Consider the following 16523-nt stretch of genomic DNA (forward strand, 5'->3'; position numbering starts at 1 on the left):
GAGCATTCTTCTATCATCTGCTGTCTCAACACTGTATTTTCCCCGCACCAAACGAAGCACAGCCTCTAGGAAACCAAGTGCAAAATTCTAAAACACCTCATAGCAAAATGAGGAATTGTACAATCTACCTTCTTCTTATAAAAACCTTCATTCTCAAAATGACTGTCTACAGTTTTTGCTCCAAAACACTCAAGTTTTTATTTTAACAATCAACGAATAAATAATTGTATAAGAAAACTGCAAAAAAAGAAAAAGTTCCGCTTTTCTAAAATGCATTTTCTTGAGGAGAAACAGCATATTGAGCCTATAAATTCTGCAACATTGTTTATATAAAATAATAACTTTTCAGTAAACGCACCATAGATTATCTAAGAATATTTAAAATTTATTGTTTAAAATAACTTAATGCAGAGATTCTAAATATCTTTTAGAAAAGTTATCTCTATACTAAAAAATAATATAAAGAATGGTTTTTTCACGTACTTTTATTTTTTTACAATAAAAGAGAAAAGAAATGATAAATACGCCCTTCCCTCTGCTCCACTTAAGCTCTCTCAAAGAGGAAAAAAATACGAGAAGTATCAGTCATCAATTTTTATGATAAGCAGCAGATTTCTTCTTATGCAGGCTATAACCTCCTTTTACACCACCAAACCTTGGCTTTTATACCAATAAATTAAAGTAACAGTTGCATATTTTATTTCTGCCATGTAATGAAAAATGCAGTGAGAGACAAACAAAGCCGTGCCTATTGAATGGAGAAATTAAGGGGGACATAATGGATGATTTGATCACTCGTCAAGAAATTGAAGAAGAAGTAGAAGAAATAAATTCAGAACCAGAACGAGAGATTTTACGCCGTATATACAGAAAAAGGCATAACGTACTGCTCTACTCCATTTTTCTTTTTCTCTATACTATTCGTGGACTGGTTAAGCGCATACTAAACATCATACAGGGAATAAGTTTTGTTATGCTCGGTATGAGTATTCTAGTATACTGGTTAGAAATGCCGGGACCTAGGACGGTAGAGTTTAGAGGACCTTTCATAATCACAACAATTATCTTTATTATTCTATTTTGTTCTTCTGTAGCTCTCAGTTGGTTTTATGACATCCTTTTATTTCGTCTGTCACCACCAAATATTCGTTTTTTTCTCTCTGATTAAAATTACGCAACAAAGCATACCCTCAACGTACTCATACACAGCGCGGTTAACAGAAAACGACTTAACCGTGCTGTTATTTTTCTTACTTTTCAATTTTCTTGAAAATCTTTAAGGATCAATGGGATTATAGCTTCCATGATCTCTTCTCCATTCTTCTGGCGGTTCAAATTCGCTAGACCACAATCCCACCTGTGCTTTTTGCGCAACTGATTGTAAGTTTTTATAATCCGCTGGTGAGGGAAAATGATGCTGATCGTTTGTCAATACCATCATGCCTTCTGAAAGTCCCAAGCGTGCCAAATCAACCCCATCAACAAAACATTGTGCATAATAAACCTGTTGAACAACACGCGTTTGCCGACAAGTAACATTTTTATCGATTGTTTTTGTCACAAGCCATGCCGTAACAAAAGCTCCACATGGCCATTTAATTCCATGGCGTGAAGCGAATTGCCGCATTTCACAAGACTCAACACCATATAATCGGATATTGCGAATGATTTTTTTTCTCCACCCCTCATCCATGGACGTGATCATTTTAAAAGTAACGCCGCTTGTCACTTGTATAGCACCAGAATAAACAGGAACATTTTCTTCATAAAACTGTTTTGGCAATGACTCTAAAGGTAAAGGCATTTCTTGTTTGTGATCATACATTTTTAGATCTGATTCTTGAAACTGTTTTTCCACTGTTTTCTGTATTTTTTGCACAACAGTATTTTGCATAAAATCTGTAGCATTTTGACGAAAATACAAAACAATAAAAATAATAATATAAATAAAAATCAGATATTTAAATAATAATCGAAAAGGTTTTCTAAAAAGTATCATTTTGTATATTATAAAAAATTTTGTCTATTTCATTAAAAAAGAAAATACTATAACTAAAACAATAGTATTTTTTATTTTTTTATATTATACATTACAGTAAATTAATATTAAGCAATTTATTCTAATATGCGGGGACATTTCGATGTTAAAAACAAACAATCATTTTACGCAGAGTCGTGCTTTATCAAAATTAGCCTTTTCAAACACACAAAAGAAATGGTTAACAACAATCCTTATGTTGTTCATTGCCTTTATAGCACTAAGCGAACCAGCATTTGCAGAGGGCTTCGGAAAAATTGACGATCTGCTTCAAAAAATAGTCAAAGCCTTAACAGGAACCATTGCAAAATCTATTGCCACAATTGCGGTTGCTGGTGTTGGACTTGCATGGATGGCTGGTTATGTTGAAATGCGCAAAGCTTTCTTCGTTTGTGTTGGTATCGGCATTGTTATGGGTGCAACGCAAATCGTATCAATGCTTTCCAATTAATTTGCTAACCACAACATTTGCAAAAATCATGGAAGAGCGCAATAGGCTAACGGAAGATACGTTATTTCTTGCCTGCACACGCCCTGCAATGATTGCAGGCGTAACAGTGGAAGCTATGGGATTAAATGCCATGGGAACAATGATATTGTTTATTATGGCAGGCAATTTTTTTCTTATAACCTTTGGTGTTACTATACACTTCATCTTCAAGGAAATTCTCAAGCACGACCATAATAAATTTCGTATCCTCCTAACATGGCAAAAAACACGCCTATTTGCTAGAAACGCGCATCTATGGGGCGGGGCAAGTCTTTCTCCATTACGGTTAGTTCGTAATTATGAGGAACTGCGATGAAAACAAGAGAGCGCAAGCGTGAACAACAGCCGGAATCCATCATCCCTTACGTGCGCCATGTCAACAAACATGTCATCGCATTGGATTCCCGCGCGCTCATGATGGTTGTTAAGCTTGAAGGGATTAACTTTGAAACCGCCGATATTATTGATCTCAACGTGCTTCATGAACAATTAAACAACCTGTTTAAGAATATCGCTGATGAACGCATCGCCCTTTATAGCCATATTATCAGAAAGCGCGAAACAGTCTATCCGGATGGCACTTTTAGATCAGTATTTGCCAAACAATTGGATGACAAATACCGTGAACGGATGGTTTCTCAAGAGCTTTATCGCAATGAGCTTTATCTTTCCATCTTGTGGAATCCCCATATTGACAAAGCCGATAAATTAGCGGAGTTTTTTAAGCGTTTAGGCAAAGCAAAAGCAGAAAAGACAGAAGCTGATGCAGAATCCATTCGCAAACTTGAAGATGTTACCACAGACATTATTCAAAATTTAGAGCGCTATGGTGCAAAAAGGCTTGGCCTTTATGAACATGAAGGCAATATTTTTTCGCAGCAAAGTGAGTTTATCCACCAATTGGTGGGAGGTCGTCGTGAACGTATCCCCCTCACATGGGGAACGATAGCATCTTCTGTCTATACAGATCGTCTCATTTTTGGGAAAGAAGTCATAGAAATACGCACCGAGGCGGGACAGCGTTTTGCGGGCATGTTTGGTTGGAAAGAATATCCAGCAAAAACCAGAGTAGGCATGGCAGATGGTTTGCTGACTCTTCCCTTTGAATTTATTTTCACCCAATCTTTTGTTTTCAAAAGCAAAAACATTGCCAAGCAGATTATGGGGCGCAAACAAAACCAAATGGTCAATTCCGGAGACCGTGCGGGCTCACAAATTATGGAATTGGATGATGCACTTGATGATCTTGAATCCAACCGTTTTGTTTTAGGCGAACATCACTTATCCTTGGCGGTCTTTGCTGATACACCGCAAGAGCTTGCAGATAATCTTGCCAAGGCGCGTTCTCGTCTTACAGATGGTGGCGCCGTTATTGCACGGGAAGATTTAGGGCTTGCTGCTGCTTGGTGGGCACAATTACCTGGCAATTATGCCTATCGCACACGCTCTGGTGCGATAACAAGCCGCAACTATGCAGCCCTTTCTCCATTTCATTCTTTTCCGGTTGGAAAAATAGATGGCAATGTGTGGGGACCAGCGGTAGCCTTGATGAAAACCTCTGCCGGCTCACCCTTTTATTTTAACTTTCACTTTGGTGATTTAGGCAATACTTTTGTGTGTGGACCGTCGGGTTCTGGAAAAACGGTGATTGTCAATTTTCTCTTAGCACAACTTCAAAAGCATGATCCGAATATGGTCTTTTTTGACAAAGACCGTGGTGCAGAACTTTTTGTCAGAGCGGGCGGTGGCACCTATATGCCGCTAAAAAATGGCAAGCCGACAGGGATAGCACCGCTAAAAGGCTTAGATTATGACAATCCAGCAGATAGAGTGTTTTTACGGCAATGGATTACCAAACTTGTTTCTGCTGAGGGTCAAAAAATTAGTGAATCGGAAAGGCAAGATATTGCTGCGGCGGTTGACCAACTTGCCCTATTGCCCAAGGAACAACGGACAATTTCTGCCCTACAAATGTTTTTTGACACCACGCATAGAGAAGGCATCTCTGGGCGTTTAGAGAGATGGTGTAAAGGCAATGCCTTGGGGTGGGTTTTTGACAATCCTGATGATGACATAGGCATTGATGCAAAATTTATCGGTTATGATATGACGGACTTTTTGGACAATGAAGAAATTCGTCCTCCCTTAATGATGTATCTTTTTCATAGAATTCTTTCTCTCATTGATGGGCGTCGCATTATCATTGTCATTGATGAATTTTGGAAAGCCTTAGAAGATGATTCCTTTAAAGCCTTTGCGCAAGATAGGCTGAAAACAATTCGTAAACAAAATGGCTTGATGTTGTTTGCAACGCAAAGCCCCAAAGATGCAATCAACTCGACAATTGCCCACACCATTATAGAACAATGCCCAACACAGATTTATTTTCCCAATCAAAAGGGCAATCATGGGGATTATGTAGAGGGTTTTAAATTATCAGACAGGGAATTTAACCTGATACAAACAGAATTAAGCCGAGAGTCACGGCGTTTTCTTGTCAAACAAGGTCAAAGTTCAGTTGTAGCAGAGCTGAATCTACGTGGTTTTGATGATGAAATAGCGATCTTAAGCGGCACCACCAAGAATATTGAACTCCTAGAAACCATTATGGATGAAGTTGGTGAATCTCCAGAAAAATGGCTTCCTATTTTTCAAGAAAGGTCAAAACAATGAAAAAACTTTTATTGGCAACAGCCATCTATGCAACTTCATTTGGCTTTCAAACAAATGCCTTCGCACAAATGCCTACATTCGATTTAAAATCTTTTATGCAAGGGGGAAAGCAACTTGACGAATTGAGGAAACAATTCGAACAAGGCAAACAACAGCTTGAGCAATTAAAGAGCCAACTCGATCAAGCAAAACAATTATATAACTCCTTAAATGTCAAGCCTGACATCTCGGGATTGAAAGAAATGTTTAACAAGCAAGGGAGCAGTGGCGCCCTCCCTTCTGATTTTAACCACTTTCAACAATCGATGGGCAGTGGCGGTGGCGGTGGCGGTGGCAGCAAAAACACGCAAAAATGGCAAGAAGAACTCTTATACAAAGAGCCCTCAGGCGGAGCAGGCTCAAAAGAGGCGGCAGATGCTTTTTACGCACAGGAAGTGAAAAAAGCACAACAGAACACGATAGGACAAGCGGCAAAAGGCCAAGACGTCTACGAAGAAGCCAGTGAAACACAAAAAAACATTACCAAGCTCCTTGACGAACTTGGAAGTACTGAAGATGCGGGTAAAATTCAAGGCATTCAAGCAAAATTAGCAGCGATACAAGCAAAACTCCAAACACAAGTTCTCCAAATGCAAGCCGCCGCGATGATTCAACAAGCGGAAATTGAAGCTGCTAAAATCCGTCGGCAAGAAGAAATTAAAGCTGAGTATGCAGATTATGCAAAAAAATTAATGGGAGAATAAACCATGAACAAGATCATCATCACCACACTACTGCTTTGCACAGGGCTCATCACAACTGGATGTGAAAAAACCTATAGCGTAGAAGAATTTAAAAAAGATAAAAAATTGATGGAAGAAGTATTACTGAAATGTTTGATGTCAGGGGATTTGAATTCGAAAAATTGTAAAAATGCAGAGAAAGCTGAACTTGAAACCCGTAAAAAATGGGGAGGCTTTGGCTCGACAAATGACGATAAACAAGAATCTGAAAAGAAACAGGACAATAAATAATGAATAAAGTTCTCATAACAACATTGCTACTTTGCACAGGGCTCATCACCGCTGGATGTGAAAAAACCTATAGCGTCGCAGAGTTTAAGAAAGATAAAAAATTGATGGAAGAGTGGAATGCTAAATGTGGATTCGCAGGGACTTCAAAAAATTGTGAAACCCTAAGATTAGCAGAAGATGAACTTGAGAAAGAATATAAGCAAAACGCTGAAGAAAGAGCTCGTAAACGTAGAGAGGAGCGAGAGAAAAAGCAAAAAGAAGAGAAAGCTGAATATGAAAAATGGAACGCTAAACAAAAACAGGATAACAATTTTGACCCATAAATAAAACTACGGCCACAACCGGAAATAACCATATTCGCAAAAATTAGACAGAGCGGAGCATCTAAATGGCAATAATAACCAAAGGCGTATTTACTGAAACAGACAATATGTTGACGATCCCCCTTACAAATGCAATGGATAGCACCACTACACATCACTATTGCGCTTTAGCTGCTCAACTTAAAAAGCTCTATGCACTTTATAATATATTTATGGCAACATTATGTCTGCGCTCTAGATTTATCATCACTGGTTATAAAAAACCAGAACATAGCAGAATTTTAAAATTGTGCTCAAACCTCAAAAATTGAAAGAAAGAAGGGGAATTAATCGTGAATAAAGTTCTCGTAACAACATTGCTACTTTGCACAGGACTCATCACCGCTGGGTGTGAAAAAATTCACAGTGTAGAGGAATTTAAGAAAGACGAAAAATTACGCAATGAGTGGACACCTAAATGTATGTGGAAAAAACCTTCTAAAACAGAATCTCCTCAAAATTGTGAAAACTTAGGAAAAGCACTAGACGAACTTAGTGAGGAATCCTTTCAAAACTATCTAAATAAATATCGTAAAAATGACGATAAGAAAAAAACGAAAGAACAATCTGAAAAGAAAGAGGACAGTAATTAAATCATAAAAATTTGGCTTCGTATGGAACACGAAACCCATTGATAAGGAGTAGAAAAAAGACAATGGCAGCGTATGATATATTTACCAAGATGGACAACGGATTGATGGAGCCCCTTACAAATACAATGAGTGGCGTCATTACACATCTCTATTGCGCTTTATCTTCTCAACTTAAACACCTTCACGCATTTTATAATATATTTATGGCAAGATTATGTCTGCGCTCTAGATTTATCATCACTGGTTATAAAAAACCAGAACATAGCAGAATTTAAAGATTGTGCTCAAACCTCAAAACAGAAAGAAAGAAGGGGAAATATCTATGAATAAAGTTCTCATAACAACATTGCTACTTTGCACAGGGCTCATCACCGCTGGTTGTGAAAAAACCTATAGCGTCGCAGAATTTAAAAAAGATAAAAAATTGATGGAAGAATGGGTTGTGAAATGTGGAGTCTCAGGTAATTCAAAAAATTGTGAAAATGCACGATTAGCAGCAGCTGAACTTCGTAAAGAATATTACCATAACCTTGCAAATGAACTTCTTGAAGATAATCAAGAACAAAAAAAATCTGAAAAAACAGAAAAATAAACTATAGAAAAAAGAGGAAGAGTTTTCCAAGAAATTGGAGCACTACATATTACAAAGGGACTAATAATGGCACTTAGCGCACTATTTTTCTTTACTCGGATGGACAAAGCTGTCATGGATCCCCTTGTAAAGCTAATGGATCAAAGTATTGGCGGTCTTGCAGCTGGTTTAAATGCTCCAATTAAACTCTCTGCCACAATTTATATCATTTTTCTTGGTTATAATGTTATCTACGGTCGTTATTCTGTACCATTATGGGATTTTATAGCAACAGCTTTCAAACTTGGTATCATTGTTACACTAACCACAAATGCTTCTAGCTATAATACATGGGTCAGAGATATATTTTTCCATGATTTGCCTAATGCTATTACACATCTTGTACACACATCAAAGCTAGAACCCAGTATATGGGATAGTATGCTTCACAATGCGGCTGGAAAAATTTTTAAACAAGTAGAAAATGCAGGAATTCTTGATACTATTGGCATATGGATAGGTGGAGCAATCTGTACGGTAATTATTACTATATTTTGTGGTATTGGTTTTATTATATCAACATTTGCTAAAATTGGTTTATTTCTTGTCCTATCAGTAGGTCCACTCTTTATAAGCCTGTATATGTTTTCAACAACAAAAAGATTTACAGAAGCATGGTTAGGACAAGTTGCTAATTTTATCATTCTACAAATTTTGATAGTTCTACTAGGCAGTTTATATATTGATATTGCAATGAGTATCCTTAAAGAAAGTTTTGGAGAAATTCTCCTAACCTTACTTCGAATTCTTGTTATTAGTTTTTGTGGCGGTTACCTCTTCATTAACTTACCCGGCATTGCATCAACTTTAGCTGCTGGTGGAGCCTCTCTTACAGGAGCAGCGAAATTAGGTGCAGACTCAGCAAAACCGTTTGGGAAAGCTGCTGAAGCAGGGGCTAAGGCAGGTGGGCGAGCTGTTCTTCATGGTCTACAAAAACTCATCACAAAAATACGGGGGCACTAAGTTCAAATGCGGGAATTTAAAAAAATTGGGGTAATTTTATCGCTGATCCTCTTGAGCGGTTGTATGTCTTCATCAAACGCCCTGAAGTCATTACCAAAATGCGATGGATATTCTAAGCGACCATTAAACAAATCAATGTGGAATTGGGAAGGGAAAACGCCCTCTTCCACTCCCATCATCATCAGCAACAATAAAGACATAAAAGCATCAGTCAAAGAGGGCAAATTCGAAACGCTTCTCGCGCAAAAATTAACTGATGAAGAAATGAAATCCTACAAAGATTGCGGGCAAAAAGCATGAAAGAAAAAGACGTAGAACAATACATCGCTGAAGCGCGCCTGTTTGATCAAGACCGTATACTCGCCTCACGCCGCATCACCCGCGCCTCACTCACCATTGCTGCGATAGCCGTTATTGTCGCGACACTGTCCTCCATCGCGGTCATCACCCTCACCCCGCTCAAAACCGTTGAACCCTTCGTCATCCGTGTAGACAACTCAACCGGCATTGTCGAAGTGGTGGAAGCCTTAAAAGAAGGCCCAACAAATGTCGACGAAGCGATCACCCGCTATTTCGCCGCAAAATATGTCCGCTCCCGTGAAGGCTTTGAAGCCGAAGAGATACAACACAACTTCCAAACCGTCTCTCTGCTCTCTTCTCCAGAAGAACAAGAAAGATTTGCCAGCTGGTATGGAGCAAAAAATCCACAAAGTCCACAAATCCTCTACAAACACGCAAGCGTTACAATCACGATAAAATCAATCTCCTTCATCAATCAAGATGTTGCCCAAGTGCGCTATTACAGAACAATACGAGACGATGAAACCAATAAAGAACTCATCACCCACTGGGTTGCAACACTCACTTTTGAATATATCAACGCTCCTATCTCTGTACAAAACCGTTTGATAAATCCTCTCGGCTTTATTGTTAATGAATATAGAACAGATCCAGAAGTGGTCAACTGATCCATGAAAAAAAAATTCCTTATTCTTTTTCTAAGCACCATCGCCTTTTCTCCTGTACCTTGGAGCAAAGCCAGTGTTTTTCCTACCCGCGCTCCCAGCGACAGTCGTATTCGCTTCGTCAATTATGATGCTTATAATGTCACAAAAATTATTGGCTCCATACGCTCATCAGTGCAAATAGAATTTTCTGCCGATGAAGAAATTGCTCATGTGGCTATCGGCAACAGCATTGCATGGGAAGTTGCTCCCGCTGGCAATATTCTGTTCCTCAAAGCACGAGAAGTGCAACCTATTACCAATCTGCAAGTGGTTACCACCCGTCGTGATGGCTCAAAACGCTCCTATCAATTTGAACTCATGGTTAAAGATGGAGAAATTTCAACTGCACAAGAAACATATTTCCTCGTGAAATTTCGCTACCCGCAAGACGAAGCAGAACGAAGAAGACTAGCAGCACTTCTGCGACAAGAAAAAAAACAAGCTAGACAAATTGATGGTCTTTTTGATAGTTATGAAACCTACGGACCACGCAATTGGGCTTATAGTGCACAAGGGTCGAGCAATCTTGAACCATCCTCCGTTTATGACAACGGAAAAACCACAACTTTTACCTTTCCCGATAATCAAGAAATTCCTGCTATTTATATTGTTGGCAGTGACGGAACAGAATCCCTCGTTCCCAAAACCACCAAAGGCAATATGGTGATTGTCCATGCCATTAGCGCCAAATTCACCTTAAGAAATGGCAGAAATGTTTTATGCATCTTTAATGAAGCCTATCAACAAAAAGGCATAAATCCAGGAACCGGAACAACCTCACCATCTGTTGAACGCAAAATCGCATCAGATCTTTAAAGCAAGCGGGAATAAAGGGGGCTCAGCTATGAGTGATAAAACAACCATCGAAGATCGTGGTGCAATTGGCGATGAACGCAACAATACCTCACAAAGCCTTGGCAAAAAAATTGTCATCGCTCTAGCCTGTATAGGATTTTGTGCCTATGCACTCTGGAATATCCTCTCCACCCCCACAGAACAAAAAGACACAGCAAAACCTCATAAAAAACAAGCACAAAATTTTCACAATTCACTGGCACCTTTAGAACTAGCCCCCACTGACCCGCGTGCAAAAATTGGCCCAATAACTCTACCACCACCACAACCACTCGCACCAGAACCCAAAAAAGATGATCCCTTACTTGATGCCGCAAGACGCGCCCCTGTTCTCGCTTTTGCCAAAGGTTCTAAATCTCAGTTAAAAGATATCGTCAACAATGGTCTTACCAATGCCTTTGAAAAATTTAATGCCCTTGAAAATCTCACCAATATACAAAATTCTTCTGCCCTTCAAGACACTAAAAATTTTGTAACCCTGTTAAAACCAACCAAAACAGAAGAGACAAAAGCAAGTTTCATAGGCAATAGAAACTTTATCATCGCCATGGGAACATCTATTCCCTGTATCTTAGAAACGGCATTAAACAGTGACCAACCTGGCTTTGCAAGCTGTGTTATCAACCGCGATATCCTCTCTGACAACGGGCGCGTTGTTCTGCTTGACAAAGGAACCCAAGTGATTGGCGAATACCGAGGCGGTATAAAACAAGGGCAATCTCGCCTCTTTGTCCTTTGGACCAGAGCAAAAACCCCCACGGGTGTCATCATTCCCCTTGCTTCACCAGCAACCGATAGTTTAGGAAGAGCTGGTTTTGATGGCAATATCAACACCCATTGGTGGGAGCGCTTTGGTTCTTCCTTGTTGCTTAGCGTTATTGATAGTGCCACAACAACCCTCACGAATAAAATGAAAAACAATTCCAATACAGCAGGCGCAAACAACTCTGGAGGTGGAAACGACGGTAGTGATTTTGGAGGAGCAAACAATGCTGGAAAAGATGCGGCAAGTGTAGCTCTTGAAAACCAAATCAACATCCCCCCTACTTTAGAAAAATATCAAGGTGAACTGGTCAACATTTTTGTGGCAAGAGATTTGGATTTTTCTTCCGTGTATAAACTTACCATTACAACAAGAAGAAACAAAATTTTTCCACGCTCTATTCCAAGAGATTTCTTTTACCATTCTCAAATGCAGTAAAAATAAATTATGGCAACAGCAAAAAATTCAGAACGCGCCTCTATCGTCTTAACCAAGTTAAAGATCTTAGATGATTATCTCAATAATGATAATTTATTTGAAATTGTCATCAATCGCCCTGGTGAAGTGATTGTTGAAGGTCCCAATGGTTGGCAAACCCACACTATACAAGAATTGACCTATAGTGAATTAGAAGGAATTGCAAAAGTCGTTGCTGCCTATACAACACAAAAGATTAATGTAGAAAATCCTGTTCTCTCCGCAACACTCCCCAACAATGAACGCATACAAATTGTCATGCCCCCAGCCGTCGCCCCCAATACCATCAGCATGACAATTCGCAAACCTTCATCACGCACTTTTTCCCTTGAAAGTTTACACAAAAATCAATTGTTTTCTGTAACAAGAAATGTCAGTTTCACCCCCCTTGAACAAATGAAAAAGCGAGCAGATGAACTTTCTGACACAGAACAAGAATTAACCGATCTCTTTATGGCCAAAGACTTTTGTCATTTCTTAGAAAAAGCCGTTATTACACAACAAAATATCTTAATCTCTGGCAAAACCGGTTCGGGAAAAACCACCCTCTCCAAAGCTTTAATTGCCAAAATCCCTGAAGATGAACGCATTCTCACCATTGAAGATACTCCAGAACTTGTCGTTCCTCATTCAAACAAAGTGCAACTTTTTTACTCAAAAGACAATCAAGGACTGGCAAAAGCAGGCGCAAAAGAGTTACTTGAATCGGGACTACGCATGCGCCCCGACCGAATACTTTTGCAAGAACTGCGTGATGGCACAGCTTTCTATTATATCCGCAATGTCAATTCTGGTCACCCAGGCTCCATCACCACAGTTCACGCCTCCACAGCACTTTCAGCCTTTGAACAAATGACACTGCTTGTCAAAGAAAGTGATGGAGGTGGAAATTTAGCACGAGAAGATATCCGTGGTTTATTAATTTCTATGATTGACGTCATCATCCAATGTAAACGCCTTGAAGGCAAATTTCGTGTCACAGAAGTTTACTACGACCCTTTTAAACGTCGAGATGCTTTTTAAAAACGGTCTAAGTTAATAAAACAAATCAGAATGCGTCCCTGTATATTCAAAAAGCCGATCTGGCTCGATATGTATATTTCTCAAACCATGAATTTGTTCTAAGTAAGCGTCTATAACGCAAAGTAATAGCTCTCTTTTTTCTCAAATCTTTCCTAGGCTTAGCAATGACTTTAAGGTTGCGTTTAAATTGGTTTGCGTGAAGAACCTGAAACATGAAATCCCCAAATTACAAAACAAATCCTTCATGTCTTTAGCAACGTATATATCTTCCCTTTTGTCACTCTTCTCAAAAGTTTCAAGCGTTTCGCATAAGAAGCATACATCTCAAATGGCAATCTTCTTTCATTAATAACTTTAGTGAAAGCAATCCGTATAAAATCAGACACGGTAAGTCCTAGAGTAGCTAATATTTCATGTACTTTTTTTAAATTCTTAAATCTATGCGTGCACGCGCAATATCTTTTTCTACATTCATAGTCCCCCCTTTGGTTACCTCTTTGCCACATAGCTTAATGAGGTGATAAAAATAAGCTTTTATTCCTTGCCATACCCGTGTAATAGCTTCTTTTGAAAGAGACAGTACTTCAACTTTTAATCTTTTACATTTACAGATAAATTTATCTATCTTTTGTTCATAAAAATTTTTATAAAAGGATTGAAGCTTCTTAAGAGAAGAAATTGCAAGCGAAATATTATAAATTGCCTCTTCACGTTCTTGTCCCGCTGTTTTAAACGAATCTATGAAACAATTTGACCCACGCAGTTCCGCAATTTTATCAGGAAATATCCAAAATATCAGACAATTTATCACCTTTGCCTGCTAAAATTATTTGCTCAATATTGAGCGCGACCGCTTGCAGGTCTTTATAGATAGATGCTAAACGATTGTTCAACTCTTTAAACATATCAATGTAAGATTTTTCGTTTCTAAGAGCGCTTAACGCCTTCTATTCTAGATTAGAGTTATCTATATAAGCAGCAAGGTATGGAGCTTGTTTTGTTGTTTTTGAGACAAAATTCAAATCTTTTTGCAATTATTCAACTTCGAGTTCTTCTTTTTGAAATTTATCAGAAGCTGTCTTTGTCCTGTCCGAAAGGATTTAAATCTTTTCTCTTTGTTGTTTAGAGAACTCTTTATTTATCTCAATATAAGAGGACAATTTCTTTCCAATACTTTAAACAACATCAACTCTGCTATTTTCTTTAAATTCAGTGATGTTCTTACGGATCAATACAGAAAGTAATTCAGAATTACCAAAATGTGCCGCAATTGATGCCTCTATCATTTCTTGTTGCTTAACACCCTCCCAATTGATAGGGTGTCCAGCTTCACAAGCAAGCTGCCCTATAAATTCACGTTGAGTACGCCCATTCCCCTCCCGAAACGGATGCAAGGCATTCACCTCACCCATATAATATCCAGCCCTTTGGCTAAATTCATCAGCGTCAAGACCATGCAGATAGAGCTCTTTTTCAAGCTGTTGCGTAATCTTCGGTGCATAACCTTCAATCCGATTATAGCTAGCAAACATACTATTGCCTTTGGCGATATCCACTGAACGAATTTGCCCCGCCCATTCATATACGTCACCAAACAGCTTTTTATGAATCTCTTTCATGTGATTGAGATCAAACTTACCACGAACAGGAACATGCATAAGTTCAAAAGCTCGCAGATAAGAAAAAGTAGATTCTACACGCTCTAATGTGGTTTTATCGTTAATTCTAAACCGATTATACAGCACACCGGTTTTAGGATCGGTATAAGGATCACCGTTTCCCTTATACTTCTCCACGTTTTATCCTTTCCATAAGATCCTTGATAATATCACTTATTTCAAGCTCTCCAATAATAACACGCTCCATCTGAGAAACGACCTGTGAATCTGGCTCCAACCCCTCTAAATGTTGACTTGCCAATGCATTTTTAGCAGCAAAGCGACGCAGCTTAATTTCCTCTTCACTCAACATATAAAATCCTCTTTTACTTGCTTATTACTATAACATAATTGAGCTACAGAAACAAAATATTTTACGTTTATTGAGCAAAACATCCTATGATTTTAGGCATGTTGCAGCATGGTTTTGATTTTGTACTTGTTGCTGTTACAAAAATTTTGGAGTATTTATCAAAAGAGTAAAAACAGCTGTTATTTTTTCTGATGCATTCCCCATTGCAGCACTGTACCCCCGCACAAAAAAGAGAACACTTCGAAATTTTCTATCATCTCAAAAGTACTTCTAACGCCGACACAATCTGATATAAATCTAGGGTCATAATTTTGGCAGCACAATGAGCCGTTTACATGAAGTGCCTCTCTTAAAACTCCCTGTCTGAGCTCCTTAATCTTTCTCAAAACGCTTACCAAAAAACAACGCTTGAGACATATGAAGACCTAGCTAAAGTGAACCTACTATGTTAAAGAAATGCACCCTATTTAAAATTAAGAAAATGTGAGAAACATTTGCCATAAAGATCTAAGAGTAGATTTCTTTTTTCCAGTGTGAAGAGCAAAGTTTTACAGAAAATATACATTGAACTGGAGGGAGATAAATGGGTTCATTGTTGATTGATGTCAATAACGTCTCAAAAACATACCGTAACATAAACAGTACCACTGGTTTTACCAACAAAGTGGTTTCTCTTTTCAAACCTACCTATTCAAGTTATCATGCGCTGAAAGAGATCAGTTTTACTTTATTTTCGGGGCAATCACTCGCAATAGTTGGTCCCAACGGAGCGGGCAAATCAACATTGATTAAAATACTTTCTGGTATACAAGCTGCTGATGAGGGAGATGTTAAAGTCCTAGGATTTCATCCCTATAAAGCCAAAAAAAGTCTGTTTAAATCTCTGGGTGTAGTATTTGGTCACAAAAGTTGCTTATGGTGGGATTTACCCCTGCACTACAGTCTAGACATGACTCGCCCTTTATATGATCTTGAAAAGGATGCTTTTAACCGCGATCTTAAAGAAATTACGGAGTTATTAAACATTGAGCATATCATGGATAAACCCGTGCGTATGCTAAGCCTTGGTGAGAGAGTAAAAAGCGAATTAGCATTTAACTTGTCCTTTAGACCTAAATTATTGTTTCTAGATGAGCCAACTATTGGTCTTGATATTACTTCTAAACATGAAATCAGAGAGCTGCTTAAAAAACTAAAAAAAGAGCAAGGTATAGGATATATCATCACCAGTCATGACATGGGGGATATTGATGGTTACGTCGATGATATTATTCTTTTACATAAAGGAAAAAAGCAGTTTCATGGCGATATTGATACGCTTAAACAGATGATCCCCTCATATGTAAAAATAACATTTTTTTGTGAACACTTACCAACAGCTTCAACTCTTATAAAGGACATTGATGAATTTGCATTAAAATTATCTGTTCCTTTAACAGAGAAACACTTTAATGATGAAAAATGTACACTGGAAATTTCACTCCCACGTGAAGATGTGCCACGTTTCATAAGAGAAATCGCAACAGAACTTGACTGTCCATTCTCTGTATCCACTCCCTCACTTGAAGAGATACTCCGTGTTAAATTCAAAGAATTTCTCTAACCATTGCTTTGCTCTCTTTCTCTTTGCCAAAAATGGATTACTCACAATCCTCAGTGATAGG

At 38.4% G+C, this 16523-nt stretch carries 22 protein-coding genes; 17 read left to right on the top strand and 5 right to left on the bottom strand.

Translation table 11 applies throughout. The features are described 5' to 3' along the window. Positions 1–778: 778 nt before the first annotated feature. Positions 779–1168: a hypothetical protein gene (locus QWU_RS00405; protein ID WP_017195933.1), complete on the top strand. Its 390-nt coding sequence runs from the start codon at positions 779–781 to the stop codon at positions 1166–1168. 108 nt (positions 1169–1276) lie between these two features. On the opposite strand, the gene QWU_RS00410 is transcribed toward QWU_RS00405, so the two are convergent. Further along, positions 1277–1999 (bottom strand): nuclease, encoded by a 723-nt coding sequence (locus QWU_RS00410; protein ID WP_006590427.1) that lies wholly within the window; start codon positions 1997–1999, stop codon positions 1277–1279. Between the two features lie 142 nt (positions 2000–2141). Between QWU_RS00410 and QWU_RS00415 the strand changes: the two genes are divergently transcribed. From QWU_RS00415 to virB11, 15 genes are all read left to right on the top strand, one after another. Beyond that, complete coding sequence (locus tag QWU_RS00415; RefSeq protein WP_006590428.1) at positions 2142–2489, top strand: TrbC/VirB2 family protein; 348 nt, start codon at positions 2142–2144, stop codon at positions 2487–2489. Positions 2490–2517: 28 nt separating this feature from the next. Beyond that, positions 2518–2844, top strand: a complete 327-nt coding sequence (locus QWU_RS00420) for a VirB3 family type IV secretion system protein (RefSeq protein ID WP_006590429.1) — start codon at positions 2518–2520, stop codon at positions 2842–2844. Next, the gene (locus QWU_RS00425; RefSeq protein WP_017195936.1) at positions 2841–5201 is read left to right on the top strand and encodes a VirB4 family type IV secretion/conjugal transfer ATPase; all 2361 of its coding nucleotides are present in this window, start codon (positions 2841–2843) and stop codon (positions 5199–5201) included. Before QWU_RS00420 ends, QWU_RS00425 begins: the two co-directional genes overlap by 4 nt. Next, complete coding sequence (locus tag QWU_RS00430) at positions 5198–5944, top strand: TrbJ/VirB5 family protein (protein ID WP_017195937.1); 747 nt, start codon at positions 5198–5200, stop codon at positions 5942–5944. Before QWU_RS00425 ends, QWU_RS00430 begins: the two co-directional genes overlap by 4 nt. A 3-nt stretch (positions 5945–5947) precedes the next feature. After that, entirely contained in the window at positions 5948–6214 is a 267-nt protein-coding gene (locus QWU_RS00435; RefSeq protein WP_017195938.1) for an EexN family lipoprotein, read from the top strand. Then, positions 6214–6537: an EexN family lipoprotein gene (locus QWU_RS00440; RefSeq protein WP_017195939.1), complete on the top strand. Its 324-nt coding sequence runs from the start codon at positions 6214–6216 to the stop codon at positions 6535–6537. The genes QWU_RS00435 and QWU_RS00440 overlap by 1 nt, the downstream gene beginning before the upstream one ends. A gap of 65 nt (positions 6538–6602) precedes the next feature. Next, entirely contained in the window at positions 6603–6848 is a 246-nt protein-coding gene (locus tag QWU_RS00445; RefSeq protein ID WP_017195940.1) for a hypothetical protein, read from the top strand. A gap of 21 nt (positions 6849–6869) precedes the next feature. After that, positions 6870–7169, top strand: a complete 300-nt coding sequence (locus tag QWU_RS00450; protein ID WP_017195941.1) for an EexN family lipoprotein — start codon at positions 6870–6872, stop codon at positions 7167–7169. A gap of 322 nt (positions 7170–7491) precedes the next feature. Continuing rightward, entirely contained in the window at positions 7492–7761 is a 270-nt protein-coding gene (locus tag QWU_RS00460) for an EexN family lipoprotein (RefSeq protein ID WP_006590436.1), read from the top strand. A 66-nt stretch (positions 7762–7827) separates the two neighbouring features. After that, a complete protein-coding gene (locus QWU_RS00465; protein WP_017195943.1) occupies positions 7828–8763 on the top strand; it encodes a TrbL/VirB6 family protein in 936 nt (311 codons plus the stop codon). A 6-nt stretch (positions 8764–8769) separates the two neighbouring features. Further along, entirely contained in the window at positions 8770–9063 is a 294-nt protein-coding gene (locus QWU_RS00470; RefSeq protein ID WP_017195944.1) for a hypothetical protein, read from the top strand. Next, positions 9060–9731 (top strand): VirB8 family type IV secretion system protein, encoded by a 672-nt coding sequence (locus QWU_RS00475; RefSeq protein WP_017195945.1) that lies wholly within the window; start codon positions 9060–9062, stop codon positions 9729–9731. The genes QWU_RS00470 and QWU_RS00475 overlap by 4 nt, the downstream gene beginning before the upstream one ends. A 3-nt stretch (positions 9732–9734) precedes the next feature. Then, the gene (gene virB9 / locus QWU_RS00480) at positions 9735–10586 is read left to right on the top strand and encodes a P-type conjugative transfer protein VirB9 (protein ID WP_006590441.1); all 852 of its coding nucleotides are present in this window, start codon (positions 9735–9737) and stop codon (positions 10584–10586) included. Between the two features lie 28 nt (positions 10587–10614). Continuing rightward, a complete protein-coding gene (gene virB10, locus QWU_RS00485; protein ID WP_006590442.1) occupies positions 10615–11826 on the top strand; it encodes a type IV secretion system protein VirB10 in 1212 nt (403 codons plus the stop codon). A gap of 9 nt (positions 11827–11835) precedes the next feature. Then, the gene (gene virB11 / locus QWU_RS00490; RefSeq protein WP_006590443.1) at positions 11836–12888 is read left to right on the top strand and encodes a P-type DNA transfer ATPase VirB11; all 1053 of its coding nucleotides are present in this window, start codon (positions 11836–11838) and stop codon (positions 12886–12888) included. A gap of 242 nt (positions 12889–13130) precedes the next feature. On the opposite strand, the gene QWU_RS09585 is transcribed toward virB11, so the two are convergent. From QWU_RS09585 to QWU_RS00510, 4 genes are all read right to left on the bottom strand, one after another. Then, entirely contained in the window at positions 13131–13394 is a 264-nt protein-coding gene (locus tag QWU_RS09585) for a type II toxin-antitoxin system RelB/DinJ family antitoxin (protein ID WP_244428387.1), read from the bottom strand. Next, positions 13313–13699 (bottom strand): hypothetical protein, encoded by a 387-nt coding sequence (locus tag QWU_RS10215; RefSeq protein ID WP_006590444.1) that lies wholly within the window; start codon positions 13697–13699, stop codon positions 13313–13315. Before QWU_RS10215 ends, QWU_RS09585 begins: the two co-directional genes overlap by 82 nt. 364 nt (positions 13700–14063) lie before the next feature. Then, on the bottom strand, positions 14064–14684 hold the full coding sequence (locus QWU_RS00505) for a Fic/DOC family protein (protein ID WP_006590445.1): 621 nt from the start codon (positions 14682–14684) through the stop codon (positions 14064–14066). After that, positions 14671–14859, bottom strand: coding sequence for an antitoxin VbhA family protein (locus tag QWU_RS00510; protein WP_006590446.1), 189 nt, complete (start codon positions 14857–14859; stop codon positions 14671–14673). The genes QWU_RS00505 and QWU_RS00510 overlap by 14 nt, the downstream gene beginning before the upstream one ends. A gap of 583 nt (positions 14860–15442) precedes the next feature. Between QWU_RS00510 and QWU_RS00515 the strand changes: the two genes are divergently transcribed. Beyond that, the gene (locus QWU_RS00515) at positions 15443–16462 is read left to right on the top strand and encodes an ATP-binding cassette domain-containing protein (RefSeq protein WP_006590447.1); all 1020 of its coding nucleotides are present in this window, start codon (positions 15443–15445) and stop codon (positions 16460–16462) included. Positions 16463–16523: the final 61 nt, after the last annotated feature.

The organism is Bartonella birtlesii IBS 325 (genome assembly GCF_000273375.1).
Classification (GTDB): Bacteria; Pseudomonadota; Alphaproteobacteria; order Rhizobiales; family Rhizobiaceae; genus Bartonella; species Bartonella birtlesii.